Source organism: Actinoplanes sp. NPDC048988 (genome assembly GCF_043197815.1).
Taxonomy (GTDB): Bacteria; Actinomycetota; Actinomycetes; order Mycobacteriales; family Micromonosporaceae; genus Actinoplanes.
In genome coordinates, this window is the sequence record NZ_JBICTW010000014.1 from 128,152 (window position 1) to 153,310 (window position 25,159).

At 72.3% G+C, this 25,159-nt stretch carries 21 protein-coding genes; 11 read left to right on the forward strand and 10 right to left on the reverse strand.

The features are described from left to right. Positions 1-154: 154 nt before the first annotated feature. Genes ACGFJ7_RS33960 through ACGFJ7_RS33980 form a run of 5 tightly spaced genes read left to right on the forward strand, consistent with a single transcriptional unit; the run spans position 155 to position 7,086 of the window. A complete protein-coding gene (locus tag ACGFJ7_RS33960) occupies positions 155-610 on the forward strand; it encodes a hypothetical protein (RefSeq protein WP_360257663.1) in 456 nt (151 codons plus the stop codon). Beyond that, complete coding sequence (locus tag ACGFJ7_RS33965) at positions 610-1,938, forward strand: hypothetical protein (protein WP_360257592.1); 1,329 nt, start codon at positions 610-612, stop codon at positions 1,936-1,938. The genes ACGFJ7_RS33960 and ACGFJ7_RS33965 overlap by 1 nt, the downstream gene beginning before the upstream one ends. Then, on the forward strand, positions 1,935-3,215 hold the full coding sequence (locus ACGFJ7_RS33970; RefSeq protein WP_392645847.1) for a VWA domain-containing protein: 1,281 nt from the start codon (positions 1,935-1,937) through the stop codon (positions 3,213-3,215). The genes ACGFJ7_RS33965 and ACGFJ7_RS33970 overlap by 4 nt, the downstream gene beginning before the upstream one ends. An 11-nt stretch (positions 3,216-3,226) precedes the next feature. Next, complete coding sequence (locus tag ACGFJ7_RS33975) at positions 3,227-4,339, forward strand: AAA family ATPase (RefSeq protein ID WP_360257587.1); 1,113 nt, start codon at positions 3,227-3,229, stop codon at positions 4,337-4,339. After that, entirely contained in the window at positions 4,336-7,086 is a 2,751-nt protein-coding gene (locus ACGFJ7_RS33980) for a DUF5682 family protein (protein WP_392645849.1), read from the forward strand. Before ACGFJ7_RS33975 ends, ACGFJ7_RS33980 begins: the two co-directional genes overlap by 4 nt. Before the next feature lie 552 nt (positions 7,087-7,638). Here the strand turns inward: ACGFJ7_RS33980 and ACGFJ7_RS33985 are convergent. Continuing rightward, positions 7,639-8,700 carry a TDT family transporter gene (locus ACGFJ7_RS33985; protein WP_392645851.1) on the reverse strand — a complete coding sequence of 354 codons (1,062 nt, stop codon included), beginning with the start codon at positions 8,698-8,700 and terminating at the stop codon, positions 7,639-7,641. Between the two features lie 171 nt (positions 8,701-8,871). Between ACGFJ7_RS33985 and ACGFJ7_RS33990 the strand changes: the two genes are divergently transcribed. After that, on the forward strand, positions 8,872-9,807 hold the full coding sequence (locus tag ACGFJ7_RS33990; RefSeq protein WP_392645853.1) for a LysR family transcriptional regulator: 936 nt from the start codon (positions 8,872-8,874) through the stop codon (positions 9,805-9,807). A gap of 77 nt (positions 9,808-9,884) precedes the next feature. Continuing rightward, positions 9,885-10,550: a class I SAM-dependent methyltransferase gene (locus tag ACGFJ7_RS33995; RefSeq protein WP_392645854.1), complete on the forward strand. Its 666-nt coding sequence runs from the start codon at positions 9,885-9,887 to the stop codon at positions 10,548-10,550. A 21-nt stretch (positions 10,551-10,571) separates the two neighbouring features. Here ACGFJ7_RS33995 and ACGFJ7_RS34000 read toward each other — a convergent pair whose 3' ends face one another. Both ACGFJ7_RS34000 and ACGFJ7_RS34005 read right to left on the reverse strand, forming a co-directional pair. Beyond that, positions 10,572-11,255, reverse strand: coding sequence for a response regulator (locus tag ACGFJ7_RS34000; protein ID WP_392645856.1), 684 nt, complete (start codon positions 11,253-11,255; stop codon positions 10,572-10,574). Beyond that, positions 11,248-12,723, reverse strand: a complete 1,476-nt coding sequence (locus ACGFJ7_RS34005; RefSeq protein WP_360257574.1) for a sensor histidine kinase — start codon at positions 12,721-12,723, stop codon at positions 11,248-11,250. Before ACGFJ7_RS34005 ends, ACGFJ7_RS34000 begins: the two co-directional genes overlap by 8 nt. A 108-nt stretch (positions 12,724-12,831) precedes the next feature. On the opposite strand from ACGFJ7_RS34005, the gene ACGFJ7_RS34010 reads away from it, so the two are divergent. Both ACGFJ7_RS34010 and ACGFJ7_RS34015 read left to right on the forward strand, forming a co-directional pair. Further along, positions 12,832-14,148, forward strand: coding sequence for a cation:dicarboxylate symporter family transporter (locus ACGFJ7_RS34010; RefSeq protein ID WP_360257572.1), 1,317 nt, complete (start codon positions 12,832-12,834; stop codon positions 14,146-14,148). 13 nt (positions 14,149-14,161) lie between these two features. After that, positions 14,162-16,096, forward strand: a complete 1,935-nt coding sequence (locus ACGFJ7_RS34015) for a protein kinase (RefSeq protein ID WP_392645858.1) — start codon at positions 14,162-14,164, stop codon at positions 16,094-16,096. 3 nt (positions 16,097-16,099) lie between these two features. Here the strand turns inward: ACGFJ7_RS34015 and ACGFJ7_RS34020 are convergent, their stop codons facing one another. Beyond that, positions 16,100-16,258: a hypothetical protein gene (locus ACGFJ7_RS34020; protein WP_392645860.1), complete on the reverse strand. Its 159-nt coding sequence runs from the start codon at positions 16,256-16,258 to the stop codon at positions 16,100-16,102. A gap of 70 nt (positions 16,259-16,328) precedes the next feature. Then, positions 16,329-16,955, reverse strand: coding sequence for a maleylpyruvate isomerase family mycothiol-dependent enzyme (locus ACGFJ7_RS34025; protein ID WP_360257568.1), 627 nt, complete (start codon positions 16,953-16,955; stop codon positions 16,329-16,331). A gap of 214 nt (positions 16,956-17,169) precedes the next feature. Between ACGFJ7_RS34025 and ACGFJ7_RS34030 the strand changes: the two genes are divergently transcribed. Further along, positions 17,170-18,363, forward strand: a complete 1,194-nt coding sequence (locus tag ACGFJ7_RS34030; RefSeq protein ID WP_392645862.1) for an epoxide hydrolase family protein — start codon at positions 17,170-17,172, stop codon at positions 18,361-18,363. Between the two features lie 3 nt (positions 18,364-18,366). Here the strand turns inward: ACGFJ7_RS34030 and ACGFJ7_RS34035 are convergent, their stop codons facing one another. The 3 genes from ACGFJ7_RS34035 to ACGFJ7_RS34045 form a co-directional block, all read right to left on the reverse strand. Beyond that, complete coding sequence (locus tag ACGFJ7_RS34035; protein ID WP_392645864.1) at positions 18,367-19,317, reverse strand: serine hydrolase domain-containing protein; 951 nt, start codon at positions 19,315-19,317, stop codon at positions 18,367-18,369. An 88-nt stretch (positions 19,318-19,405) separates the two neighbouring features. Continuing rightward, the gene (locus tag ACGFJ7_RS34040) at positions 19,406-20,539 is read right to left on the reverse strand and encodes a hypothetical protein (RefSeq protein WP_392645866.1); all 1,134 of its coding nucleotides are present in this window, start codon (positions 20,537-20,539) and stop codon (positions 19,406-19,408) included. Positions 20,540-20,682: 143 nt separating this feature from the next. Continuing rightward, entirely contained in the window at positions 20,683-22,248 is a 1,566-nt protein-coding gene (locus ACGFJ7_RS34045; protein WP_360257559.1) for a diguanylate cyclase domain-containing protein, read from the reverse strand. A 151-nt stretch (positions 22,249-22,399) separates the two neighbouring features. On the opposite strand from ACGFJ7_RS34045, the gene ACGFJ7_RS34050 reads away from it, so the two are divergent. Further along, complete coding sequence (locus tag ACGFJ7_RS34050) at positions 22,400-23,782, forward strand: M20/M25/M40 family metallo-hydrolase (protein ID WP_392645868.1); 1,383 nt, start codon at positions 22,400-22,402, stop codon at positions 23,780-23,782. Positions 23,783-23,833: 51 nt separating this feature from the next. Here ACGFJ7_RS34050 and ACGFJ7_RS34055 read toward each other — a convergent pair whose 3' ends face one another. Together ACGFJ7_RS34055 and ACGFJ7_RS34060 are read right to left on the reverse strand one after the other, a co-directional pair. Continuing rightward, positions 23,834-24,517, reverse strand: a complete 684-nt coding sequence (locus tag ACGFJ7_RS34055) for a hypothetical protein (RefSeq protein ID WP_392645870.1) — start codon at positions 24,515-24,517, stop codon at positions 23,834-23,836. A gap of 137 nt (positions 24,518-24,654) precedes the next feature. Then, positions 24,655-25,143, reverse strand: a complete 489-nt coding sequence (locus ACGFJ7_RS34060; protein ID WP_392645872.1) for an RNA polymerase sigma factor — start codon at positions 25,141-25,143, stop codon at positions 24,655-24,657. Positions 25,144-25,159 lie beyond the last annotated feature (16 nt).

Here is a 25,159-nt window from a genome sequence, read left to right on the forward strand (position 1 = left end):
CGTTCCGCGAAGATCGGCAGCTCGCCGGCCGAGTTGAGCCTGGTGGCGAGGTTTTGTCGGACCCATCCGATAGAACTACCGCACCTGTTCGTGAGGAGGATCGGTTGTGACAAGCGAGGGCGCCGCGTTCGAGCGGCGCAGCACAGCCCCGGTCATGGCGCCCGTGCGGGCGCGCAAACTGGCCAAGGTGCCGTTCGTGGAGCTGTCCGAGGGACGGCTGCAGGGTGTGGTCTCGAGCGGGTCGGACGTCGAGAGGGTCTACGTCTCGTCGATCACCGCGGCCGAGCACGGGCTGAGCTGCAACACCAACAACAACCGTCCGTGCGGGGGCCTCGGCGGTGGCGCCCGCCCCTGCAACCATCTGAAGGCGCTGCTCGAGGCCGCCGTCGCGCAGTACGGGGTGGAGCGCGTGGCCCGCTACCTCAAGGTCGAGCCGCCGTCCGGCGAGACCGACCTGTGGCCCGCCCTGCGCCCGGTGGCCGCGCCGCAGCGTGCGGCCGAGGTGTTCAGCGGCTTCCTGCGCCACCTGGCCTACCTCGAGGTGCCGCCGACCACCGAGCCGCTGCCCGACCTCCAGTGGTTCCCGGCGGCCAGTGCGGCGGTGCGCTGATGCTGTCCGACGCGCTGCGGGCCCGCCCGGCCGGGCTCGACGAGGTCCTTTCCCTGGTGGACGGCCTTGACGACGCCCTCGTGCACGGGCTGGCCCGGCTTGACGACGAGCGGGCCGCCGCCCTCGAGGCCGTGGCCGGCGCCTTCGACGGGTCACCGCTGGCCGGCCGGGCCGCCGACGCGATCGGCAAGATCGTGGCCGGTACGGTGACCGACGACCATCTGGCCGCGCTCGCCGGTTGCCGGGTGGCGCTGCTCGGCGCCGCCCACGACGCGCTGGTCGCCGGGTTCGACGCGGCGAGCGGCCGCGCCCGCGAGCCCTGGGCGGCCCCGGGCGGCCCGGCCGGGGCCGGCCATCCGGTCGCGGGCAGCCGGTCCTGGCTGCGCGAGCTGGCCATCGCGGGCTGGCGTGGCGTCGACCACGAGCTGGCCGCGGGCGGCGCCCCGACGGTGCGGGCGTTGCTGGCCGAGCCGTCCGGCCGCCGCCTGGCGGTGCTGCTCGACGGGTTCGGGGCCGAGCTGCGGGCGGCCGCCCCGGTGGCCACGCTGCCGCGGGTGCCGGTCCGCCGCTGGGCCGACCTCTGGACCCGGGCGCTGGTGCTCTCGCAGGACGGCCTGCCGGCCGAGCCGTCGGCCCCGGCCGGTGGGCGGCTGCTGATCCTCGGCGCCGACCTGCACGAGCATCCGACGGTGTTCCGCTGCCAGGTGCACGGCCTGCTGGAAACCGGAGCCGGCGTCCGCCTGGTCCGCACGAGCGTGGCCGCGGCCAAGGTCGACACGATCAGCGGCCCGTCCGCCTGGCGGATGCTCGGCGCCTTCCCGATCCTGCTGGGCGCGCTCGCGGAGCACCGTTCCGTCGAGGTGTCGCAGATGACGCTCACCGCGAGCGGCGACCTGATCTGGGACGAGAGCCGCGCGGCGCCGGGGGAGCCGGCCGACCCGTTCACCACGGCCCGGGTCCTGCTGGCGGGCGCCGTCGCGTCGGCCACGGCCCCGCTCGACCGGCATCCGGCCGCGATCGCCGAGCCGGTGCTGCTGGCGGGCGGCGAGTTCGAGGCCGACACCGACCGGCTGCCGGCGGCCGGGCCGCTCACCCCGGAACTGGTCGCCGGGGCCTCCGCCGTGCTGGGGCTGCTGCGCTTCGACGGCGTGCGCTGGGTGGTGCAGCCGCTCGCCGTGCAGGCGACGGTGCGCAAGAAACCGGTCGTGGCGCACAGCGGCGACTGGGCGCTCGGTCCCACCGACGCCAAGGCGGCCAAGGCCGAGGCGGCCGCCGGTGGCGCCGTCGAGGTGCTGCGGGAACGAGCGGGAAGGCTGCTGCGCAAATGACGGCGGACAACCGGCGCGAGGTCCTCTACTGGCGGTTGCTGGCCCGCCTGTTCGACCCCGAGGAGCAGGCCGCGCTCGAGTCGGCCAGCGTCGCCATCGTCGACGACGCCGGTCTGCCGCCGGCGCTGCTCGACCCGGGCACCTCGATCGACAACCTGGTGCAGCGCCACCCCCACCTGGCCGCCGAGCTCGACGGCCTGATGAGTGATCCGGACGGCGATCGGACGGGCGAGGTGCGCCGGGCCGCGCTCGCGTCCAAGCTGCTGCTCAACGTCTTCGACACCGGCACGGGCGACGTCAGCGCCGGCCGGCTCGCGCGCTGGCAGGCCGACGCCGGCTGGTTCGAGCGGGCGCTCGGGCACGAGCCGGGGCAGTCGCGCGGCCGGGCCGAGGGCAAGGTACTGGCCGGCATCGAGGGTGACCTGATCAAGCGGATGCGGCTGCGCGAGGTGCTGGCCGACCCGCGCCTGGCCGCGAAGCTCACGCCCAGCATGTCCCTGATCGATCAGCTGCTGCGCGACAAGAACAACCTGGACGGCGTCGCCCTGGCCAACGCCAAGCGGCTGATCCGGCAGTTCGTCGACGAGGTGGCGGCGGTCCTGCGTACCCAGGTCGCGCAGGCCAGCGCGGGCACGATCGACCGCTCGGTGCCGCCGAAACGCGTGTTCCGCAACCTCGACCTCGACCGCACGATCTGGAAGAACCTGCCCAACTACAACCCCGAGGACGAGCGGCTGTACGTCGACCGGCTCTTCTACCGCCAGACGGCCAAGCGGGTCACCCCGGCCCGCATGATCGTGGTGGTCGACCAGTCCGGATCGATGGTCGACTCGATGGTCAACTGCACGATCCTGGCCTCGATCTTCGCGGGCCTGCCCAAGGTCGACGTGCACCTGATCGCGTACGACACGCGGGCGCTCGACCTGACCCCGTGGGTGCACGACCCGTTCGAGGTGCTGCTGCGCACCAAGCTCGGCGGCGGCAACGACGGGCCGGTCGCGATGGCCATGGCCCGCCCCAAGATCGCCGATCCGCGCAACACGGTGCTGGTGTGGATCTCCGACTTCTACGAGTTCGACCGCTCCCAGCCGCTGTTCGACGGCATCGAGGCGGTGCACCGCTCCGGGGTGCGCTTCATCCCGGTCGGCTCGGTGAACAGCTCCGGCACCCAGAGCGTGAACCCGTGGTTCCGCCAGCGCTTCAAAGATCTCGGCACCCCCGTGATCTCCGGAAAAATCCAGAAGCTCGTCGTCGAGCTCAAGAACTTCGTGGCATAGGGAGACTTCTGATGAGCGAGATGCTGCGGCCCCCGGCCGAGATCAAGTACGCCGACGAGCTGGACTGGCTCGAGTCGATCGACGACGGGCCGAAACCCTTCTCCTGGCGCCTGAGCCCCAAGATGGTGCGCCTGTTCATCCTCGGCTCCGAGCGCGCCGACGGCCTCGACCGCGAGATCGGCCAGAAATGGTACGGCGACCGCAGCTTCGTCGAGCGCTCCATCGTCACCCTCGCCTCCGACCGCGGACTGCTGCTCATCGGCGATCCCGGCACCGGCAAGAGCTGGCTGGCCGAGCTGCTGGCGGCCGCGATCAGCCGCAACTCCACGCTCGTCGTGCAGGGCACCGCCGGCACCACCGAAGACCACATCAAATACTCGTGGAACGTCTCGATGGTCATCGCCAAGGGCCAGTCCCGGGCCTCGATGATCCCGTCGCCGATCATGACGGCGATGGAGGGTGGCGTCATCGGCCGCTTCGAGGAGCTGACCCGCTCGACCAGCGACGTGCAGGACGCGCTGATCTCGATCCTGTCCGAGAAGTACGTGTCGATCCCCGAGCTCGACGAGGACAACATCGTCTTCGCCCGGCCCGGCTTCTCGATCATCGCCACCGCCAACAGCCGCGACCGGGGCGTCAACGACCTGTCCTCGGCCCTCAAGCGCCGCTTCAACTTCGTCCGGATCCCCGTGGTGACGAACAAGAAGAGCGAAGCCGAGATCGTCCGATTCCGTACGGAGGAGTTGCTGCGCCGCCACAACATCGAGCTCGAGGTGCCGCCCACCCTGCTCGACGTGCTCCTGCAGAGCTTCGCCGACCTGCGCGCGGCCGCGAGCTCGGCCGGCAGCGACGACGAGAAGCTGGAGTCGGCGCTGTCCACCGCCGAGCAGATCGGCGTGCTGGAGGACGCGATCCTGCACAGCAACTTCTTCGGCGCCGCCACGCTGACCGCCGAGACGCTGGCCGGATCGCTGGTCGGCTCGCTGGCCCGGCGCAGCCCCGAAGACCTGGCGATCCTGAACAAGTACTGGCACGGCGTGATCGAGCCCCGCAGCAAGGAGGACGGCGGCGAGTGGACCGGGTTCCTCGAGGGCGGGCGCCAGGCGATCGCGACCCTGTCATGAGCGGGCCCTTCGACCCGCTGCGGGCGCAGCTGCTGGGCGCGGCCGAGGCGCTGGCCGGCGGGCCGGCCGCCCTGCCCGACATCCTCACCGGCATGGTCGACGACGTCGAACACGCCCTGCGCGAGCCGTTGGAGATCTTCCCGGTCTGCCACCACTCGCCGGCCTCGGCGCTGGCCATGGTGCGCCGGCTCCGGGAGAAACAACCCCGGGTGATCTACCTGGAATTGTGCGAGGACATGGCGCCGATCCTGACCGAGCTGCGCAACTGCCGGCTCCCGGTGGCGCTGCAGGCGTTCGCGTCGGAGCTCGAGGGCTTCCCGGTCGAGTCGGCGCCGCTCAGCGTCATCGCCCCGATCACCGAGAGCTCGGCGGAATACCAGGCCATCTCGTACGCCCTGGAGACCCCCGGCGTGCAGCTCGTGCTGGTCGACCGCTCCACCGACCACGTCTTCCAGTGGGCGCCGCGCGACGAGCCGGCCCCGCCCGGGCCGGCCGAGGAGGACCTGCACGGCGACGCGGTCGGCGTCGAGATCGGCGACCTGCGGCCGCGCTTCGCCGAGCTGGAGGAGCACCTGCTGCACCACGGCCGGGTCCGGCACTGGTCGGAGTGGTGGGACCAGTACGTGGAACAGCCGCTGGCCGGCGCCGACCACGACACGTACCGCCAGGTCATGGTCCTCATCGGCAGTCTGTTCCGGCGGCTGGCCCCGCACGACGGCGCCCGCTGGCGCAGCGACGAGGACCGCGAGCGCTACATGTGGACGCGCATCCGCGAACACCTGGCCGCCACCGGGACCGACCCGGCCGACTGCCTCTACGTGTGCGGGGCGTTCCACGCGGCGAGCCGTCTCCCCGAGGTCGGCTCGGCTCCCGGCACCCCGGACTTCGCGATCAGCCCGCGGACCGGCACGACTTGGCTCTACGGCCTCATCCCGTCCAGCCACTCGGCGATCGAGGCGCAGTTCGGCCTCGCGCCCGGCTCGGTCTCGATCGCGGCCGCCACCTGGCAGAAAGGGCTGACCAGGTCCCGGCTCACGCCGTTCGAGCTCGACGGGCAGAAAGGCGGCCGCAACAAGAAGGTCCGCAAGGCGCTGCCGCCGCCGCAGGCCGACCCGCCGCCGGCCGACCAGCTCACCGGGTACCTCTCCGGGCCACCCACGCTCGACGGGCTCGACGAGGCCGAGTTGCGCGGCTGGTGCGTCGACATCGTCCGGCTGGCCCGCCGCAACGGATACCTGGCCAGCACGGCCGACGCGATCGCCGTCTTCGAGACGTCGGTCCTGCTCGCCGGGATGCGCGGGCGGGCCCGGCCCACCCCGTACGACTTCGCCGACGCCGCCGTGACCTGCATCGAGAAAGACGTCGTGCCGGGGCGGCGCGACGTGCGGCGGCTGTGCGAGATCCTGCTCGGCGGCGACCGGATCGGCCAGGTCGGCTACGACGCGCTGCCCCCGCTGGCCCGCGACGTGTTCGACCGGCTGGCCCCGCTCGAACTCAACCTCGAACAGCGCACGATCCAGCGGGCGCTGCTCGACCTGACCGCCCGGCCCGAACTGGCGGCCTGCTCCCAGCTGCTGTGGATGTTGCGCTACCTGCTGCCCGACCACGCGGTCCGCCCCATCATGGGATCACGCCGCCTGGGCGAGAAACACTTCCAGGAAAGCTGGGACCTCGACCTCGGCCGCCACCAGCGGACGATCATCGAGCTGGGGTACGAGGGTGTCACCGTCGAACAGGTGCTGGAACAGCGGCTGCGCCGCGCCGCCTGGGACTCCTCGGCCACGGCGGCGGTCGCGCTCAAGGCGGTCGAGGACTCGCTGCTGTTCCTGGCCAGCCCCCGGCTCACCGACGAGCTGGGCGCCCGCGCGGTCGAACTGCTCAAGGGCGAGCGCACGGTCGACGAGGCGCCGGTCGTCCTGCGCCGCGTCCGGCGGCTGCTCGGCCACTACCGGAGCACCGCCCCGGCGCTGCCGGCCTGGTGCGAGCGGTTCGTCACCCAGGGGTACGCGCACTACTGCACCCTGCTGCCGACCGCGTTCGTCGACGACGAGACCGGGGTGCGCCAGGTCGGAGCGATGCTCGGCTTCCTGTTCAGCATGGAGAGCCTGGCCCTGTCGCTCGGCTGCGACCGGGCCCAGCTCGAACTGGCGGTCCGCCAGTCCCATCCGGAATCGCCGGCCAAACTGGCCCTGCTCTGGTCGGCCCGCCACCAGCTCGGCGCCCTGCCGCTGCCCGAGCTGCGCTCGCGGGTCGAGGAACTGCTGGACAATCCGCTGGTGGTGCCGTCGGTCCCGCAGTACGTGAGCGGTTTCGTGCAGGCGCTGGAGCCGGTGCCGCGCCTGGCCCCGTTCGTGGTCGAGACGCTGTCCAAGGCCTTCGGCCGCCTGCCCGACCCGGTGCTGCTGCCCTGGCTGCCCACCCTGATCACCACGCTGCGCGACCAGGCGGCCGAGCTGGTACCGGTCCTGACCCGCGAGGCGGGCCGCACGTTCCCGGCCACGCTGGAAGCCCTCGACGCCTGGACCCCACCCTGGGACCGGCCGCCGCCGTCGGCACGGGCGGCCAACCGCCCCGGCGCGGGCCCGGCCGCGGCGCTGCTGGCGTCCCACCCCGCCACGGCCGACGCGGTCGCCGAACTGCTCGGCTGCGCGGGCGAGTGGTCGGCTTCCGCGCCGCCCACCCCGGCCTTGCTCGCCCTGTTCCCGGAGTCCTCGACCGCGGTGGAGGCGCTTATCGGCGAACGTTGACCGCAGCCCTCACCGCATCTCCGCGCCGAGCCGCATCTCCGAGCCGCGCCGCGCCGTGCTGCCGCGTCGCGTCGTGCTCCCGCGTCGCGTCGCGTCGCGTCGCGTCGCGTCGCGCTGAGCTTCTGCGCGGTGCTGAGCTTCTGCGCGGTGCCGAGCTTCTGCGCCGTGCTGAGTCTTCGCGCCATGCTGAGTTTTCACGCCGCGCCGCGCCGCGCTGTGCTTCCGCGCCGCGCTGTTGTGCCTTCACGCCGCCCCGCGCTGTGTTTCTGCGTGGCGCCGTGTCTCCGCGCCGCGCCGCGCCGCGCTGTGCTTCTGCTCGGCGCGGCGTCCTGGCCTATCGCTGCGCGGCGGACTGTTCCCGCGTGGCCCGGGGCTGTGCGTCAACGCTCTGGGGCGGCTCGCCTCAGCGTTGCGGGCTTGTGCCTGAGGCGGCTTGCGCCAGGCCCTCGGCGTGTGTCTGGGGCGTCTTGGCGGTGCGGCGGGTGTGGAGCTGGGGTGCGGGCGTCCATGGCGGATGCGGTGCGGCGTCTTGTGGTGTGCGCCGGAGCTGTCTCAGCGTTGCGGTGCTGCGGGGAGGGACAGGGTTCCGCGGAGGGCGCCTCGGGTGGTACGGAGGGCTACCACTGTCCAGGCGGCCAGCAAGCCCGCGTAGAGCAGCGCGGCGGCTCCGGCGAGCATGTCCGAGCCGGTGTGCGTGGCCAAGGCCGACGTGCCGGTCACGCAGGTGCCGACGGGGAATGTGAACGACCACCAGGTCAGGCTGAACGGCAGGTGGGCGCGGGCCGTGCGGACGGTGATGGCCGTGGCCAAGGCCATCCAGAGCAGGGTGAAGCCCCACACGGGTACGCCGTAGACGACGCCCAGGACGCGCAGCGTGTCGGCGTACTCGTGGGGGAGGGCCAGGTGGGCGACGCCGCCGAGCAGGTTGAGGGCGGTGATCGACTGGCCGAGGGGGCCGAGGACGATCCACAGGGTCGGCACCATGCGGGCGGGGCCGACATCGCGGGTGGCCAGGCGCTGCCAGATCTGCGGGATCACGGCGAACGAGGCGATCAGGCTGACGCCGAACATCGCGTAGCAGGCGACCAGCAGGGTGAGTCGGGGCTGGCCGGCCGGGGCGTACGGGATGAGCAGCGCGCCCGTCGCCGCCGAGACCATCGGCGGCACCACGGGCATGAGCCAGCCGCCGAACGGCTCGCGCTCGCCGGTGTGGCGGGTGAACTGGAGGTACGGCACGGCGACCGCGGTGATCAGGCCGCCGATGGTGCCCGCCGTCCAGAGCACCCAGTCCGCGGCGAGCGCGGCCGTCTCGCCGATGACGTCCCGCCCGGCCAGCAGGGTTGCGGCGCCCACGGTCATGAGCGCCATCGGCGGCGCGCCGTAGAAGTGCGCCATGACCGGGTCGAGGTGGTGGCGACGGGCGACGGCGGGGTACCGCCGCCAATGCCGGGCCGTTGCCGCCGTCACGGCGACCAGCAGGACGACCGCGAGCACCCACCCGCCCACCGCGAGCGGTCGCAGGCCGGGCAGGCGCACCGGCAGCGACACCGCCGCGGTCGCCACGATGCCCGTGCCCATGACCGACGCGAACCAGTTCGGCCCGAAAGTCGCCACCAGCGCCCCGAAAGGCCGGCCGGGTACCGTCCTGGGGGCGTCATCCGCCCGCCTGGCAACCAAAGGTGCTGTAGTCATGAGTCCACGATCACGCCGGCCCGGACCAGCCGGTAGGTGGCCTGATCTTGTGGTCTCACAACCTGGGGTTGTACCCCGCTACCATGTCTCATTGTGGCCCTCAGCGCGCGCATGCCCGACCTGGCAGCTCTCGAACTCTTCCTCGCTGTCGCCCGGACCGGCAGTCTGAGCGCGGCCGCCCGGGAGACCGGCGTGTCCCAGCAGGCGGCTTCGGCGCGGCTGGCGGCGCTGGAGTCGCAGACCGGCATCCGGCTCGCCCACCGCACCACGCGCGGGGCCGAGCTGACCCCGGCCGGGGCGGTGGTCGCGCAGTGGGCCGACCGGCTGCTCACCCTCGCCCACGAGGTCGACACCGGGCTGGCGTCGCTGCGGGACGACAGCCGCAGCCGCATCCGGGTCAGCGCCAGCCTCACCGTGGCCGAGCAGCTGCTGCCGAGCTGGCTGGTCAGCCTCCAGGCCGACGCCGAACGGCGCGGCGAGCCCCCGGTGCAGGTGGTGCTCACCGCCACCAACAGCGACACCGTCATCGAGCAGGTCCGCTCCGGCGCCGCCGACCTGGGCTTCGTCGAAGGACCGACGGCCCCGCGCGGCCTGCGCAGCCGCGTGGTCGCCCACGACGACCTGGTCCTGGTCGTCCCCCCGGCACACCGGTGGGCCCGCCGCCCCGACGGTGTCGACGCCGCCGAACTGGGGGAGACGCCCCTGGTCACCCGCGAGGCCGGCTCCGGCACCCGCGACTTCCTCGCCGCCGCCCTGCGCGAAGTCCTGGGCGGGGACTACACGCCGGCCCACCCAGCCCTGGAACTCTCCACCTCCGCCGCGGTACGCGCCGCCGTCCTGGCCGGCGCCGGCCCAGCCGCCCTGAGCCGTCTCGCCGTCGCCGACGACCTCCGCGCCGGCCGCCTCCGCCCCGTCCCCGTCGCCGGCCTCGACCTGCACCGTCCGCTGCGCGCCATCTGGTCGGGCTCTCGAGTCCCACCGGCCGGCGGCGTCCGCACCCTCCTCGCCCACATCGGCGCGCTCCCCTAGGACCGCCGGCGTCGACCACCCGGGCTGCCTGAAGCAGCATGCGAAGGCCGGCGGCGCCGGGGGGCCATCATGTCCCGATGACCACTGACTGGCTGGCCTGGCATGACGAGTACGACGACCCGGACTCGTCGCTGTCGCGACGGTTGACGGTCGTTCGGGACTATCTCACGCGTGCGTTGTCCGAGGCGCCCGCCGAGGCGGACGGCCGCCGCCGGCTGATCAGCCTGTGCGCCGGCGACGGGCGAGACGTGTTGCCGATTCTCGCTCGGCACGATCGAGGACGCGCGGTGCACGCCGTGTTGACGGAGCTCGACCCTGAGCTGGCGGCGAGGGCGCGCGCGACGGCCACCCGGCTGGGGTTGCCGGGCGTCGATGTACGAACGGGTGACTCCGGTTCCGCCGGCACGTTTCTCGATGCGGCACCGGCACACATCGTGATGGCTTGCGGAGTGTTCGGGAACATCAGTGACGGCGATGTGCGCCGGACCATCGCGGCGCTGCCCGCGCTGCTGGCCGAGGACGGCATCGTGATCTGGACGCGCGGCCGGGGCGGCCAGGACGCGGACCCGAGCGAGAGCGTCCGGGCCGATCTCGAAGCCCACGGGTTCCAGGAGATCGCGTTCACCCGGCCGGTCGATGCCCGGTTCCGGGTCGGCCTGCACCGGCTCGCGACCGCACCGCCGCCCGGGCGGCTCACCGCTCAGGCTCAGCTGTTCAGCTTCGTGCCGAGACAGCGGGAATGACCTGAAGGGTCGAGAAGGGGCTCAGATCTGGCGGTACTCCACCTCCGGCCGGCCGGGGCCGCCGTAGCGCGGGGTCCGGGTCACCTGGCCTGTGTCGGCCAGGTGTTCGAGGTAGCGGCGGGCGGTCACCCGGGAGGCGCCCATGCGGGCGGCCACCTCCGTGGCGGACAGGCCTGTGGTGTCGTCGCCGGCTCGCAGGACGCCGAGGACGAGGTCCAGGGTGCCCTGGTCGAGTCCCTTGGGGAGGGTTACCGGGGACGTGCCCCGGAGGGAGGCCAGGGCGCGGTCGATCTCGTGTTGGGCGGCCACGGGGGCTGTGCCCTGCACCTGTGCTCGGTAACGGGCGTACCCGAGAAGCTTCTCCCGGAAAGCGGCGTAGGTGAACGGCTTCAGCAGGTAGTGGGTGACGCCCAGGGAGACCGCGGAGCGGACCACGGCCAGGTCGCGGGCGGAGGTCACGACCAGGACGTCGGTGGTGAGGCCGGCGCCGCGCAAGGAGCGGCACAGGTCGAGGCCGAACATGTCGGGCAGATGCAGGTCGAGCAGGATCAGGTCGATCGGGGTGGAGCGCAGCGCCGCCAGCGCCTGCTGGCCGGTGTGGGCCACGCCGGAGACGGCGAAACCCTCGACTCTTTCCGTGTACGCGGCGTGGGCCTCCGCCAGCAGCGGCTCGTCCTCCACCACGAGAACGCGAATGTCAGTCATGAGGCGGCACCGGAAGGCGCACGGTGACCGCCGAACCGGCCACCTCGATGGTGCCGCCGTGGCGGTCGGTGACCTGGCGTACCAGGGACAGGCCGATGCCCCGGCCCGGGGCCTTCGTCGACCAGCCCTTGCGGAACGCGCCCGCGGGGACGCCGGGGCCGGTGTCGGTGACCCGGACCAGGACGACGCCGTCCGAGAAGAGCACCAGGACCGTCACCTTCCGCGGCGGTGGCGTGCCGGCCACGGCCTCCAGCGCGTTGTCGACCAGGTTGCCCACCACCGTGAGCAGGTCGCGGCTCGGCAGGGGAGTGCCGGCCATCCGGGAGGCCTCGTCGACGATCAGTTCCACGCCGCGTTCGCCGGCCTGGGCCGACTTGCCGAGCAGCAGGGCGGCCAGGGCCGGCTCGTCGAGGGCGCCCACCACCCGGTCGGTCAGCTGCTGGGCCACGGCCAGCTCGGCGGTGGCCAGGTCGACCGCCTCCCGGGTGCGGCCGAGCTCGACCAGGGTCAGCACCGTGTGCAGGCGGTTCGCGGCCTCGTGCGCCTGGGCCCGCAGGGCATCGGTCAGGCCGCGTACGGAATCAAGCTCTCCGGTCAAAGCCCGCAGCTCCGTGTGGTCACGCAGAGTCAGTACGGTGCCGATGGTCTGCCCCTCCGAATGGATCACTCGCTGGTTGGCCACGAGGACGCGATCGCCGGCGAGGACCGGCTCGTCGGCCACCGCGGCCCGGGCCGCGATCAGATCGCGTACCGGTGCGGGAAGGTCGTCGCCCAGCAACCGCCGCCCCTCGTCGTTGATCAGCGTGATGTGCCCGTCGCGGTCGGCCACCACGAGCCCTTCGCGTACGGAGTGGAGCACAGCGTCGTGGTACTCGTACATCCGGGTCATCTCGGCCGGGCCGAGCCCGTGGGTCTGGCGCCGGAGGCGGCGGCTGAGCAGCCAGCTTCCCGCCGCCGCGAGCAGCAGCGCCAGTGCGGTCGGGATGGCGACGGCCGGCGTACGCCCGATAAGCCGGTGATTGATGGCGTCGGTGGTGATGCCGACGGAAACGAGAGCGATCACCCGGTTTTGCTCATCGCGCACCGGCACGACGGTCCGGACCGACTCGCCCAGCGTGCCCACGCTCTTCTCGACGACCGTGCCGCCGGCCAGCGCCTTGTCGATCGTCCCGATGAACGGCTGCCCGATCAGGCTGGGCGTGCGATGGGTGTAGCGGGTGCGGTCGGTGGCCATGACCACGATGAAGTCGGTGCCGGTGGCGACCCGGACGCTTTCGGCGTACGGCTGCAGCACCGTCGACGGTGACGGGCGCCGCACCGCGTCGACGACCATGGGGGACCGGGCCACGGTCTCGGCGATGTCCACGACGTCGTCGATCGCGGCCCGCTCGGCGTCGTCGAGGACGATGAGGACGGTCCCGGCCGTGCCGATGGCGACCAGGGCTGCCACGACCAGCGCCTGAAGCACGAACAGCTGCCGCGCGATGCTCCAGCTCGTATCGTCACCGAAACGCGCCGGAAAACAGAATGAACGCAATGATGCCCCCGGGATGAGACGCGGGCCACATTCTCCGTCATGAAGACCCCGAGGGACCGTACCCACTATTTGTATCTGGCGGTGATCGCCGCCGTCGTGGCCGGCATCGCCGTCGGCCTGGCCGTCCCGGACTTCGCCGTGGAGCTGAAGCCGGTCGGCACCGCCTTCGTCAACCTGATCAAGATGATGATCGCGCCGGTCATCTTCTGCACCATCGTGCTGGGCGTGGGCTCGATCCGGCAGGCGGCCAAGGTGGGCCGGGTCGGTGGGCTGGCGCTCGGCTACTTCCTTCTCATGTCGACCGTCGCCCTCGCCATCGGCCTGGTCGTCGGCAACATCATCCACCCCGGGGCCGGGCTGCACCTGGACCCGTCGATCGCCGAGGCGGGCCAGAAGGCGGCCGGTGACGCGCCCAAGGAAGGTCTGGACGACTTCGTTCTCGGGATCATCCCGACCAGCCTGCTGTCCGCCCTGACCGACGGCGAGGTGCTGCAGACGCTGCTGGTGGCGCTGCTGGTCGGCTTCGCCGTGCAGGCCCTGGGCACCCGCGGCGAGCCGGTCCTGCGGGCCGTCGAGGTGATCCAGCGGCTCGTCTTCAAGATCCTCGCCATGATCATGTGGCTGGCCCCGATCGGCGCCTTCGGCGCGATGGCGGCGGTGGTCGGCGCGACCGGCGTGGACGCGCTCAAGAGCCTGGCCCAGATCATGCTCGGCTTCTACGTCACCTGCGCCATCTTCGTCTTCGTGGTGCTCGCGCTGATCCTGTGGACGTTCGCCCGGGTCAACATCTTCGCGCTGCTCAAGTACCTGGGCCGCGAGTTCCTGCTGATCCTGTCGACGTCGTCGTCGGAGTCGGCGCTGCCCCGGCTCATCGCCAAGATGGAGCATCTGGGCGTCAGCAAGCCGGTCGTCGGCATCACGGTGCCGACCGGGTACTCGTTCAACCTCGACGGCACGGCCATCTACCTGACGATGGCGTCGCTGTTCATCGCCGAGGCGATGGGCGACCCGCTGTCGATCGGCGAGCAGATCTCCCTGCTGGTCTTCATGATCATCGCGTCCAAGGGCGCGGCCGGCGTCACCGGGGCCGGGTTGGCCACGCTGGCCGGCGGCCTGCAGAGCCACCGGCCCGACCTGGTCGACGGGGTCGGCCTCATCGTCGGCATCGACCGGTTCATGTCCGAGGCGCGGGCGCTGACCAATTTCGCCGGAAACGCGGTGGCGACCGTGCTCATCGGCACCTGGACCGGCGAGATCGACCGGGAGAAGACGGCGGCCGTGCTGGCCGGGCAGGACCCGTTCGACGAGGCCACGATGCTCGACGATCGGCCCGCGGAGGTCACCCAGCCGGTCTGAGTAACATGATCCGGTGCTTTCCCCGGGGACGTTGCTCAGCGAGCGCTACGAATTGACTCAACGCATCGCGGCCGGTGGCATGGGTGAGGTCTGGCGCGGGACCGACCGCATGCTCCACCGTGCCATCGCGGTCAAGGTCGTGCTGCCCAACCTCATGGCCGACCCCGAGTTCCTCACCCGGTTCCGCTCCGAGGCCCGCATGATGGCCGCCCTGCGCCACCCCGGCATCGTCCAGGTCTACGACTACGGCGAGAACGCGGCGGTCGGGGGCGGCCGCATGGACTACATGGTCATGGAGTTCATCGAGGGCACCCCGCTGTCGAAGCAGATCCAGCAGGCGGGCCGGCTCAGCCCGGCCGAGACGATGCGCATAGTGGCCCAGGTCGCCGACGCGCTGCAGGTGGCGCACGACGCGGGCATCGTGCACCGCGACGTGAAGCCGGCCAACCTGCTGGTCCGCCCCAACGGCGCCCTGGTGCTGGTCGACTTCGGCGTGGCCCGCTCGACCCAGGTCACCGGCATCACCAGCACGAACGTGGTGCTGGGCTCGGCCAACTACATGGCGCCGGAGCAGGCCGAGGGCCACCCGGTGTCGGGGCTGACCGACGTGTACGCGCTGGGCGCGGTCGCGTACTGCTGCCTGACCGGCCGTCCGCCGTACGTCGGGGAGAACCCCCTTCAAGTTCTGGCCCAGCTGGTGTACGGGGAACTGCCGCCCCTCCCGCCGGACGTGCCGCCGGCGGTGGCCGCCCTGGTGAACCGGGCCCTGGCCAAGAACCCGCAGCACCGGTTCCCGAGCGCGGCCGCCCTGGCCCAGGCCGCCCGCGGCGCCGGCCGCCCCGGCGCCGGGCCGGCCGGGCCCACCGCTCCCTACCAGCGCCCCGGCGGGCAGCCGCCGGCGAACTCCGGCGCCTTCCCCCCTTCGGGTCGCGCCGCGGCCTCCGGCTCCTTCCCGCCCGCCGGCCGGAACCCGGCAACCGGGGCCTACCCGCCGGGGCGGGCGCAGAGCGGCGCCTACCCCGGGGGGCCGACCGGCCGTGCCGGCGCGGCCGCGGTTCCGCCGCCGGGTCACCCGGGCGGCACCGCCCGCTATCCGGGTGGCACCGCCTCCTACCCGTCCGGTAGCGGCTCCTACCCCTCGGGCAGTGCCTCCGTTCCGTCCTCGGGCGGCTTCGCGGCCGGTGCCGCGTCCGTGTCCCCGCCGGGTCGCGGCGCCGGATCGAGCGGCGGCTACGGCAACCGCCCGCCCGCCGCGGTCGTCACGGGCGGCTACGAGGGTGGCTCCTCGTCGTCCGGTGACTCTTCGAAGGGCAAGAAGCGCGGCACGGTGATCGCCCTGGCCATCGCGGCCGTCGTTCTGGGCGTGGTCGCGGTGACCTTCGCCATCGTCACGAGCGGCTCGGGCAACGACCCCGTCGACAACCCGGTGGCCAACGGCGCCGTCGACCCCGGCGTGGGCGCCACCCCGGCCCCGGCCGAGGAGCCGAGCAAGACCAAGTCGCCCAGGCCGGCGAAGACGAAGAGCCCCAAGCCGACCGACCCCGAGACCGAGCCGGTCGAGGAGCCCTCCCAGCCGGCCGAGGACGAGGAGTCGCCGGCCGGCGACGTCACCAACCCGTACACGGCGACTCAGGTCTGCGGCAGCGACTACCGGATCGTCGAGACGGCCACCCTCAAGGGCGACGCCGGCACCGTGGGCCGCGTCTACCTGCTCCTCTCGGGCGACAACAAGCAGAACTGCGTGGTCACGCTCCGCAGCACCGACCTGAACGAGAAGGCCGACGCCTCGGCCTTCCTCGAGGTCAAGGACAAGAAGCGCGACACCCAGGGCGGCGAGGTCGACTTCTTCGCCGGCCCGGTCAAGGCGTCGGCCGACAAGACCTGCATCAAGTGGGGCGGCTCGATCGACGACTTCAACTACGAGAGCGACTTCGGCCACTGCGGCTGACCGTCACCCCGAGCGGACGCCCATTTCAGGCATTCGGCCGGCCATCCGGTCCAGGCAGCCGCGCAGGATCTGGGCGGCCGGCTTTCCCGGGTCGGTCCAGCCCGGTACCGCCGCCTCGGGGGAGGGGCCGGGGCCGAGGATAACCCCGCCGAGCTCGGTCACCGTCGTGGGATCGTACCGATGGAAGACCTGGAGGCCCCCTCAGCGTGAGTGGGGACCCGCCGGCCATGGGTCAGGACAGGACGGGGAACAGGTCGGTGGAGGCGCGGCCGGTGGTGGCCTCGATGAAGTCGACCGGCGGGGCGATCTGGGCCAGGACGGCGGCCGTGTGCCGCAGGCTCTCCGGTGGGACGTCGGGCTCGAGGCCGAGGGCGCGCTGCACGTCGAGCAGGTGGACCGTGGTCTCGAGGACGCCGATGCTGACCACTTCCTCGAGGGGCAGGACGGCCCGGCCGAAGTAGTTCACGCGGACCGGGCCCAGCTTGCGGGCGGCCTCGATGGCGGTGGGGCCGGTCGAGGCGAACTGGGACACCATCTGCTCGACGGTGTACTTGGCCGAGTCCTCGCGGCCGGCCGTCGCCACCTGGGAGCGCGTCGTGGTGGCGACGCCGTCCGGGGCGTTGAACTCGGCCATCAGGGCCGCGGCCGAGGCGTGGGTGGGCGCGGCGTCGGTGACCCACTGCTCCACCAGCACGGCGAAGCCGAAGGGCCACTGCGCCGCGTGCGCCCACAGGTGGCGCACCGTCCAGTCGTCGAGGCGGGTCGGGCGGTCCCAGTCCGTGTCGTCCAGGCCGCGCCCGGTCGCCGCCCACACCGACCAGAGCGCGTCGAGCGTGGTCAGCCGGTCATCGATGGTCATGACCCGACTCTACTGAGATCGGCGTCACAGCTCGATCCCGCCGTCGCGCTGGAAAGTCCCGCCGTCGCGCTGGAAAGTCCCGCCGTCGCCCTGGAGAGGCGGAAAGCTAGGTTCCTAGGACGCTTTACGAGACGTGCCGGGGCTCCCCTGGCCACCGGGCGACCAGGGGGATTCACCGGTGTGTGCGACGCCGAGCCGGATGAGGCTCGAAGGCATGACGACACTCGATCAGCAAGCGGTCCGGCCGTTCACCGTTCAGATTCCCAAGGACGCGCTCGACGATCTGCGGCGGCGGCTGGCGGCGACCCGCTGGCCGACCCGGGAGATCGTGGGGGACCGGTCCCAGGGGGTGCAGCTGGCGGTGGTGCGGGCGTTGCGGGAGTACTGGGCCACCGAGTACGACACGGGGCGGGTCGAGGCCCGGCTCAACGCGCTTCCACAGTTCGTCACCGAGATCGACGGGGTGGACATCCACTTCGTGCACGTCCGGTCGGCCCACCCGGGCGCGTTGCCGCTGATCATGACGCATGGGTGGCCGGGCTCCGTGATCGAGATGCTCGACTCGGTCGGCCCGCTCACCGATCCCACCGCGCACGGCGGCACCGCCGCGGACGCGTTCCACCTCGTGCTTCCGTCGCTTCCCGGGTACGGCTTCTCGGGTGAACCGGCCGAACAGGGATGGGACCTGGTACGGACGGCGCGGGCCTGGACGGAACTCATGCGCCGGCTCGGCTACGACCGGTACGTGGCTCAGGGCGGCGACGTGGGGGCCGGTGTCACCGACGCGCTGGGCCGGCTCGGGCCGGACGGCCTGGCCGGCATCCACACCAACCTGCTCGTGCCGGCGCTCAACGATCCGGCGTCGCTGCCGAACGGCACGGACGCGGAACGGGCCGCGCTGGCCGCCATCAAGACCTTCCAGAGCAGCGGCAACGGCTACTTCGTGGAGATGGCGACCCGGCCACAGACCATCGGGTACGCGCTGCAGGACTCCCCGGTGGCGCTGGCCGCCTGGATGATCGACCACGACACCGACGCGTACTACAAGATCGCTCGCGCGTTCACCGGCGGCGAGGTCTCGGGCAACCTCACCCGCGACCACATTCTCGACAACATCACGGCGTACTGGCTGACCGGGACCGGCACCTCCGCGGCCCGCTCGTACTGGGAGGCGTACGGGCCGGACGCCCCCGCCGCCGGCCGCGCGCCGCTGCCGGATCCGCGGGTTCCGGTCGGCTTCAGCGCCTTCCCCGGCGAGATCTGGCGGACGCCGCGCAGCTGGGCCGAACAGTCGTACCCCACGCTCGACTACTTCGGCGAAGCCGCGCGTGGCGGCCACTTCGCGGCCTGGGAGGAGCCGGAACTGTTCGCGGAGCAGCTGCGCGCCGCCTTCCGGCCGCTGCGGTGACGATCAGGGCGTGAGGGTACGCAGGAGGTCGCCGGCCTCCTTGTCCATGAGCCGCTGGGAGTTGCTGAGCAGAACCACGGCGGTGCGGTGGTCGGGGTCGAAGCCGACGAACGAGGTGAAGCCCGAGGTGCCGCCGTTGTGCCAGAGCTGGGTGGTTTCCTGGAACCGGCGGCCCATCCAGCCGAGGTGGACCCAGGTGACGGGGCTGGTCCGGTGCTGGACCGAACGGGTCAGGTGGATCGCGGGGTCGTCCGGGCTGTCCAGTTGGCGGCGCACGAAGGCCAGCAGGTCGGCGGCGGTGGAGTGCAGGGCGCCGGCGCCGGCCAGGTCGGCCAGGTGCCAGGGCGGGGTCTGGCGGCCGCGGCGGGTGTGGCCCTGGACGAGGCGGGACGGGTCGGGCCGGGGGAGGCCGGTCTCGCGGACGATCAGATCGGCGTACGGGAGGCCGGCGCGGCGGGCCAGGGCCAGGCCGAGGAGGCCGGCGCCGAAGTTCGAGTAACGGAAGCGTTTGCCGGGCGGGGCGGACAGGCGGGTGCGGGCCAGGGCGGCCAGAAGCATGTCGGTGGTGCAATCGGCGTACGGGTCGGGGTCGTTGGGGTGCAGCAGCAGCCGCTTGAGCATGCCGGTGGGCAGGCGGGGGAGGCCGGCGGTGTGGGTGGCCAGATGCCGGAGGGTGATCTCGGCGCCGTCGCGGGAGGGGACGGTGGCGCCGGGCGGGAGCAGCTGGGCCAGGGGCTCGTCCAGACGGACGAGGCCGGCGACGGTCAGGCGGGCCAGGGCGAGGGCGGTGAAGACCTTGGTGACCGAGCCGATCTCGAAGACGTCGCCGGGGACCACCCGGCCGGCGGCACGGATCTCGCTGCGGTCGCCGGACAGGACGGCGACGACGGCGCCGGCGCGGGTACGGACCAGGTCGTCGGCGGTCTGCTGAGCGAGGCTTCCAAGATCCGTCATTGCTCCATGATGGGTGGCTCGGGCAAGCCGCCCCGGACCGGCGACGACCCGCTGCCCGGCGCGGGCAGCGGGTTGATCGCGCGGCGGGTCAGACGGTCTCGCCGGTCCCGGTGGTGGTCTCGGCGCCGGTGTCGGTGGCGTCACCCGCGGTCACGTCGCCGGCGGTGGTGTCAACGGTCGCGTCGCCGGCGGCGCTGGTGTCGGCGGTGGTGTCAACGGTCGAGTCGCCCACGGTGAAGTCGCCGGCGGTCGCGTCGGCCGGGGTGGCCTCGTCACCGGTCGTGGTGTCGGCGGTGGCTTCACCTGCGGTGGTATCGGTGGCAGTCGTGTCGCCGGCGGTCGTGGTGTCGGCGGCCGTGCCGGTGTCGGCGGTGGTGTCGCCGGCAGTGGCGCCGGTTGTAGCGTCGCCTGTTGTGACGCCCGCGGTCGCGTCGCCGGTCGTGGTGTTGGTGGCGTCGCCCGTCGCGGTGTCGGTGGTGGCGCTCGTCGTCGCGCCGCCGGTGGTGGTGCCGGTGCCAGTGGTGGCGGTGCCAGTGGTGGCGTCACTGGTGGTGCCGCCCGCGGTGGCGCCGGTCGTTGTGGTGCCGGTGGTCGTGGTACCAGCGGTGGTACCGCCCGTGGTGGCGCCGGTCGTCGCAGTGCCAGCCGTGGTGCCGGTGGTGGTGCCGCTCGCAGTGGTACCGGTCCCGCTGCCGGTGGTCGCGGTACCCGTGGTGCCGGCGCCGGTAGCGCCCGTGCCCGTGGCGGCAGTGCTCGTGCCGGTAGCGCCGGTCCCGGTGCCGGTCCCGGTCCCGGTCCCGGTAGTGGTGCCGGTGCCGGTAGTGGTGCCGGTGCCGGTGCCGGTAGTGGTGCCGGTGCCGGTGCCGGTAGTGGTGGTGGTCTGGTCGGTGGTTGTGGGTGCGGTGGTCTGGTCGGTTGTGGTGGTGGGGCCGCCGGGCTGGCCGGCCTGCTGGCCCGTCCACGGGACGCCCGCGCCGCCCATCGGCATGGGCCAGCTGGTGAGGCTGTCGAGGCCGGGCAGGCCGTCGAGGTTGAAGATGGCGATCACGATGCCGGAGATGCCGGACCTGTGTTCGGGGGGCGGGGCGTACTCCCCGGCCGCTGATGCCGCCGGGTCGTCGGGGACGTTGGCGAGGGCGCCCTGCGCGGGTGCCAGGGCCATGGCCGCACCGGTGAACAGGCCCATGCCGGCCAGGGCCATGCGACGGCTTGTCTTACGCATTTCTTTTTCCTCCCGGGTCTTTGTCACGACCCGGTCAGCTCAACATATCCGCCGCATTCGAATACGGTGCTCGAACGGATTAGGCGTAAGTTGTTCCTGGGGCAAGATTGATGGGTTATGGCGCCGATTTCACGGGTATCCGGTCAGGCCGCCGGTCGTTGTTCGGCGAAGTTCTCGCATTCTTCCACGTCGTCCCCGCCGCGCCTTTTCGCCCGGTACATGGCCGCGTCGGCCCGGCGTACGATCTGCTGCAGATCGCCGGCCGGGCCGCCCGCCACGCCGATGCTCAGGGTGGCCGGGCAATCCGGTAGGGCCCGTACCGCGTCGACCATTCTGCGGCCCATTTCGTAGGCCGTCGCCGTGTCCAGGCCGGGGAGCAGGACCGCGAACTCGTCGCCGCCGAGGCGGGCCACGAAGTCCTGGTCGCGGACGTTTGCGGTCAATGTCATGGCAATTGCCCGCAGGGCCGCGTCGCCCGCTTCGTGCCCGGCCGTGTCGTTGATCTGTTTGAACTTGTCGGTGTCGATGACCAGCACCGCCACGTCGCCGTCCTGGGTGCGGCGGACCGCCTCGTCGAAGGCGCGCCGGTTGGCGATGCCGGTCAGCGCGTCCACGTCGGCCGCGCGGGCCGCCTGCTCGTGACGGCGGCGCAGCTGGTCGAGCGACTTCATCGTGGTGAACGAGTGCAGGGTGCGCTGCCGCTGCTGCCACAGGGCGGCGGCCAGGGTCGCGCCGTAGGCGAGGGCCGCCTTGGCGTCGGCCGAGCCGTGCGCGGTCAGCAGCAGGGCGTGGGTGTGGTGGGTGGCCGAGGTGATCAGCACGCCGGCGTCGCCGGGCAGCGCCCGGACCGCCCGCCCGATCAGTTCCAGGGCCTCGTCGAGGCGGCCGGTGCGGCGCAGCGCCACCGCGTGGAAGGGCTCGCAGAAGGCGACTACCAGGGCGCTCATCCCGTACGACTGAAGCCGGCTCTGATGATGCGCGATCTCCACCGCCGCGGTCTCCGGGTCGTGCCGGTCGGCTTTGGCGCAGGCGGCGGCGAGCAGGGCGTAGTTGCGCCACACGTCGGCGGCCGGCCCGCTGACCTCGGCGGCCGCCCGGACGGCGTACACCTCGGCCTGTGCCGTGTGATCCTCGGCCTGCTTGACCTGCCCGACCTGGTAGAGCTCGAGGGCCCAGTGCAGGTGGAGCTCGGCCAGGTTGATCAGCCACATGGCGCGTTTGCCGCTCTGTGTGGCGTCGTGGGCGCAGATCTCGTAGGCCGCCTCGTAGTGCGGCCCGACCAGCTCGTACAGGCGCAGTTCCATCAGGCCGAAGGCGATGGCGACCTGGGCGTGGACGGCCGCCACCGCCTCGGTCTCGATGACGGCGTACGTCTCGGCCTGCACCAGGTCGCGCATGACGCTGTCGAGGTCGTATTCGACGGCGTGGGTCTCGCCGAGGCGGGCCCGCTGGGAGGCGCGGGTGCCCAGCGCGCAGGCCTGCCAGCCGGGGCTGTTCTCCCGTTCGGCGGCGGCCAGCATGTCGTCGAGGGCCTGTTCGGAGGAGGCCGGATCGCCCAGCACGTCGTACGCGACGGCGCGCACGAAATGCAGGCAGGCGCGGTCACCGACCTGGCGCAGCAGCGTTTCGGCGCGCTCGAGTGCCTCGTGCGTGCCGCCCGCCTGCGCCTCCTCGAGCAGGCGCATGGCCTCTCGTGTGACGTCGTCCATCGGCCCTCCCTGCCGGGTTAATCGGCAGTGGGCGGGCTACTTGAGGGTTTCGGCAGCTATTGAAGATCGCTGATATTGCCCCTAGGTTCTTCGGCAACGGGGAACGATGGCCCACGAGGCCGCCGTCCTCGTCCCCACGAGGAGGAGACCCATGGACAACTCGGTTACCCGCCGCCGGATGCTGACCGTCGCGCTCGGCGGCGCGGCCACCGTGGCCCTGCCGGCCCCCGCCTGGGCCGTCACCGATCAGCGGCCCGGAGCCGTGCGGCCGCCCGCGCTCACCGGCCACGACACCCAGGTCGCCCGGCGGGTGTCGGCCGAGCGTGCCCTGCGGCATCTCAAGGTTCTCTCGGTCGACCTGGGCCCGCGCATCGGCGGCACCCGCTCCGAGAAGATCGCCGCCGATTACATCGCCAAGACCCTGGACCGATTGGGGTACGACGTCGCGTTGCAGCCGTTCCCGGTCGCCGATAAGTTCCTGGCCCAGCTCGACTCGCCGAGCGGGCTGCCCCGCGACCTGAACTGGCAGGCCGGCGCGTCGGCGCTGGGTGGTCTCGACACCCGGGTGCGTGCCTCGGTGGTCGACGTGGCCGCGGGCGCCCCGGAGAACTACACCACCGACGTCACCGGCAAGATCGTGCTGATCGACTACGTGGCCGCGTCCCGCGACGCCCAGGTGGCCACCGCCGTCGAGAAGGGCGCCGCCGCCGTCGTCTTCCTGCCGGTCGACCTGGTCGAGCCGCGCCGCGCGTCGGCGTTCAGCCCGGTCCTGGCCACCGCCGTCGCCATCCCGGTCGTCGGCGTCGCCCAGGCCCAGAAGCACCGGCTGCGGGAGCTGCTGGCCCAGCGCCGGCTGATCCTGACCGTCACCACGCGCGCGCACCGCAACCTGACGTCGCACAACGTCATCGCGGACGCCCCGCGCCGCCGGCCGACCGGCACCGAGCCGGTCGTCATGGTGAGCGCGCACTACGACACCGTCATCGGCGCGCCCGGCGCGAACGACGACGGCTCGGGCACCGTACTCAATCTGGAATTGGCCCGGGTGTTGCGGAACCTGCCGACGAAGGCGCGCCTGCGTTTCGCGTTGTGGGGTTCGGAGGAGCAGGGCCTGATCGGGTCGCGGTACTACGTGGCGCAGCTGCCGCAGGCCGAGCGGGACCGGATCCTGGCGGTGTTCCAGAACGACATGGTGGCCACGAGCTGGGATCCGGCGACGCGGTACTGGCTGCTGTCGTACACCGGCCTGGCCAACCGGGCGACCGACGAGGTGGCGGCCGCGGCCGAACGTCTCGGGTACGCCCCGCGCATCTCGCCGGTGACCTTGCGCGGTTCCAGCGACCACCAGTCGTTCCAGGAGGTCGGCATCGCGGCGGCGAACTTCTCGTGGCGCGGCGAGGAGTCGCCGGCGCTGCTGGAGCCGCCGTACCACAGCCCCGAGGACACCATCGCCAAGAACATCAGCCTGGAGCGGCTGCAGGTGTCGCTCGAACTGATCGGCTCGGCCGCCTACGCGACGGCCGTGCGGGGATAGCGGACAGCCCGCCCCACCGGCGACGCGGGCCGCGCTTCCTGCCCTGGACCGTCAGGCTGCCCCGATGGTCAGCGGCATCACGACGACACTGCTGAATCGTCCGCCGCCGTCCTGCACGGTCAGCACCAGATATCCGGGGAACGGGTTCGGCTCCCTCGTGAAGTTGGCGTTCGCCTGCCAGTCCTGGTTCGGGTCGATGTTCTCCGACCATCTGGTCAGTTCTTTGGAGTTGCGGGCGTCCAGCAGGCGTACCCGCGCCGTTCCGTCGCTGTCGGTCCGGAAGTTGACCGACAGCGGCGGGTTGACCGCACCGTTCGGCTCGGGGTTGCGCACGGTGGTACGTGGCGACTGCATCGCCTGCACGCCCCACGCCCCGGCGCCCCGGCGCAGGTTCATCGTGCCGAGCACGCTGCCGTTCCGGGCCGTGACCTTGACCAGCCGCGCGCCGCCCCCGTCGTCCGGCTCGGCCGAGAAGGTCAGGCCGGACGTGGGGACGCCGAGTTCGCCGAGGAACTTCTCGGCCGTCGGTACCGGATCGCCGGCCGCCGGTCCCGATCCGGTCGTCCCGCCCACCAGGGCCTGCGGCCAGATGATGGGATAGTCGGCGGTCGCGGTCGGCTGCGGCGCGGCCGTCGGTACGTCGCTGTCCGCGCGGCGGTTCACCGCCACCGCGGCGACCACCACGAGGATCACTCCCAGCGCCGCCGTGGCCGGTATCAGGAGACGCTTCCGCATGACTGTCTTCCGCCCTTGGGTTCGCTTCGCAATTCGTTGCCATCCATCACCGCTGAGCTGTATCGAGTCCGCCTGGCGGTGGATCCGCGTCCGCAACTGCTGCTCCTCGGCGGCGCTCAGCCCGCCGTCGACCTGCTTCATTTCTCCCTCTCCAGCAGCGAGCGAAGATTTCCGGCGGCCCGGGCCGCGTGGGTCTTGACCGCACCACGGGTGATGCCCATGGCCCGCGCGATTCGTTCCTCGGACTGATCGAGGTAGTACCGCAGGAACATCACCTCCCGCTGGCGTTGCGGCAACTTGGCCAGGACCGCCACCATGTCGCGGCGAACCGCCACCGACGACAGCGACTGGTCCGGCCCGGCGACCCCCTCGGAGATCACCTGATGGCGGCCGTGCCGCTTCCGCCGGAGCGAACCCCGGCAGCCGTTGATCACGGATCGCATCACGTATGCCCCGAGCCTGTCCTGGTCCCGGATGCGCCACAGCGATCGGTAGGCCGCCACGAACGCGTCCTGCACGATCTCCTCCGCGTCGCCCACGCTGCCGACCATGAGCGCCGCGAACCTGACCAGACGCGCGTAGTCGCGCTCGTACAGGATCGCCAACTCGTCCCGGTCGTCACTCAACTTCTCCCCCGCCCTT

Bases quoted from the DNA above. Each gene is read 5' to 3' on its own strand.
- ACGFJ7_RS33960 (WP_360257663.1), top strand. From the start codon at position 155: ATGGCGCCCGTGCGGGCGCGCAAACTGGCCAAGGTGCCGTTCGTGGAG.
- ACGFJ7_RS33965 (WP_360257592.1), top strand. From the start codon at position 610: ATGCTGTCCGACGCGCTGCGGGCCCGCCCGGCCGGGCTCGACGAGGTC.
- ACGFJ7_RS33970 (WP_392645847.1), top strand. From the start codon at position 1,935: ATGACGGCGGACAACCGGCGCGAGGTCCTCTACTGGCGGTTGCTGGCC.
- ACGFJ7_RS33975 (WP_360257587.1), top strand. From the start codon at position 3,227: ATGAGCGAGATGCTGCGGCCCCCGGCCGAGATCAAGTACGCCGACGAG.
- ACGFJ7_RS33980 (WP_392645849.1), top strand. From the start codon at position 4,336: ATGAGCGGGCCCTTCGACCCGCTGCGGGCGCAGCTGCTGGGCGCGGCC.
- ACGFJ7_RS33995 (WP_392645854.1), top strand. From the start codon at position 9,885: ATGACCACTGACTGGCTGGCCTGGCATGACGAGTACGACGACCCGGAC.
- ACGFJ7_RS34000 (WP_392645856.1), bottom strand. From the start codon at position 11,255: ATGACTGACATTCGCGTTCTCGTGGTGGAGGACGAGCCGCTGCTGGCG.
- ACGFJ7_RS34010 (WP_360257572.1), top strand. From the start codon at position 12,832: ATGAAGACCCCGAGGGACCGTACCCACTATTTGTATCTGGCGGTGATC.
- ACGFJ7_RS34025 (WP_360257568.1), bottom strand. From the start codon at position 16,955: ATGACCATCGATGACCGGCTGACCACGCTCGACGCGCTCTGGTCGGTG.
- ACGFJ7_RS34030 (WP_392645862.1), top strand. From the start codon at position 17,170: ATGACGACACTCGATCAGCAAGCGGTCCGGCCGTTCACCGTTCAGATT.
- ACGFJ7_RS34035 (WP_392645864.1), bottom strand. From the start codon at position 19,317: ATGACGGATCTTGGAAGCCTCGCTCAGCAGACCGCCGACGACCTGGTC.
- ACGFJ7_RS34040 (WP_392645866.1), bottom strand. From the start codon at position 20,539: ATGCGTAAGACAAGCCGTCGCATGGCCCTGGCCGGCATGGGCCTGTTC.
- ACGFJ7_RS34045 (WP_360257559.1), bottom strand. From the start codon at position 22,248: ATGGACGACGTCACACGAGAGGCCATGCGCCTGCTCGAGGAGGCGCAG.
- ACGFJ7_RS34050 (WP_392645868.1), top strand. From the start codon at position 22,400: ATGGACAACTCGGTTACCCGCCGCCGGATGCTGACCGTCGCGCTCGGC.
- ACGFJ7_RS34055 (WP_392645870.1), bottom strand. From the start codon at position 24,517: ATGCGGAAGCGTCTCCTGATACCGGCCACGGCGGCGCTGGGAGTGATC.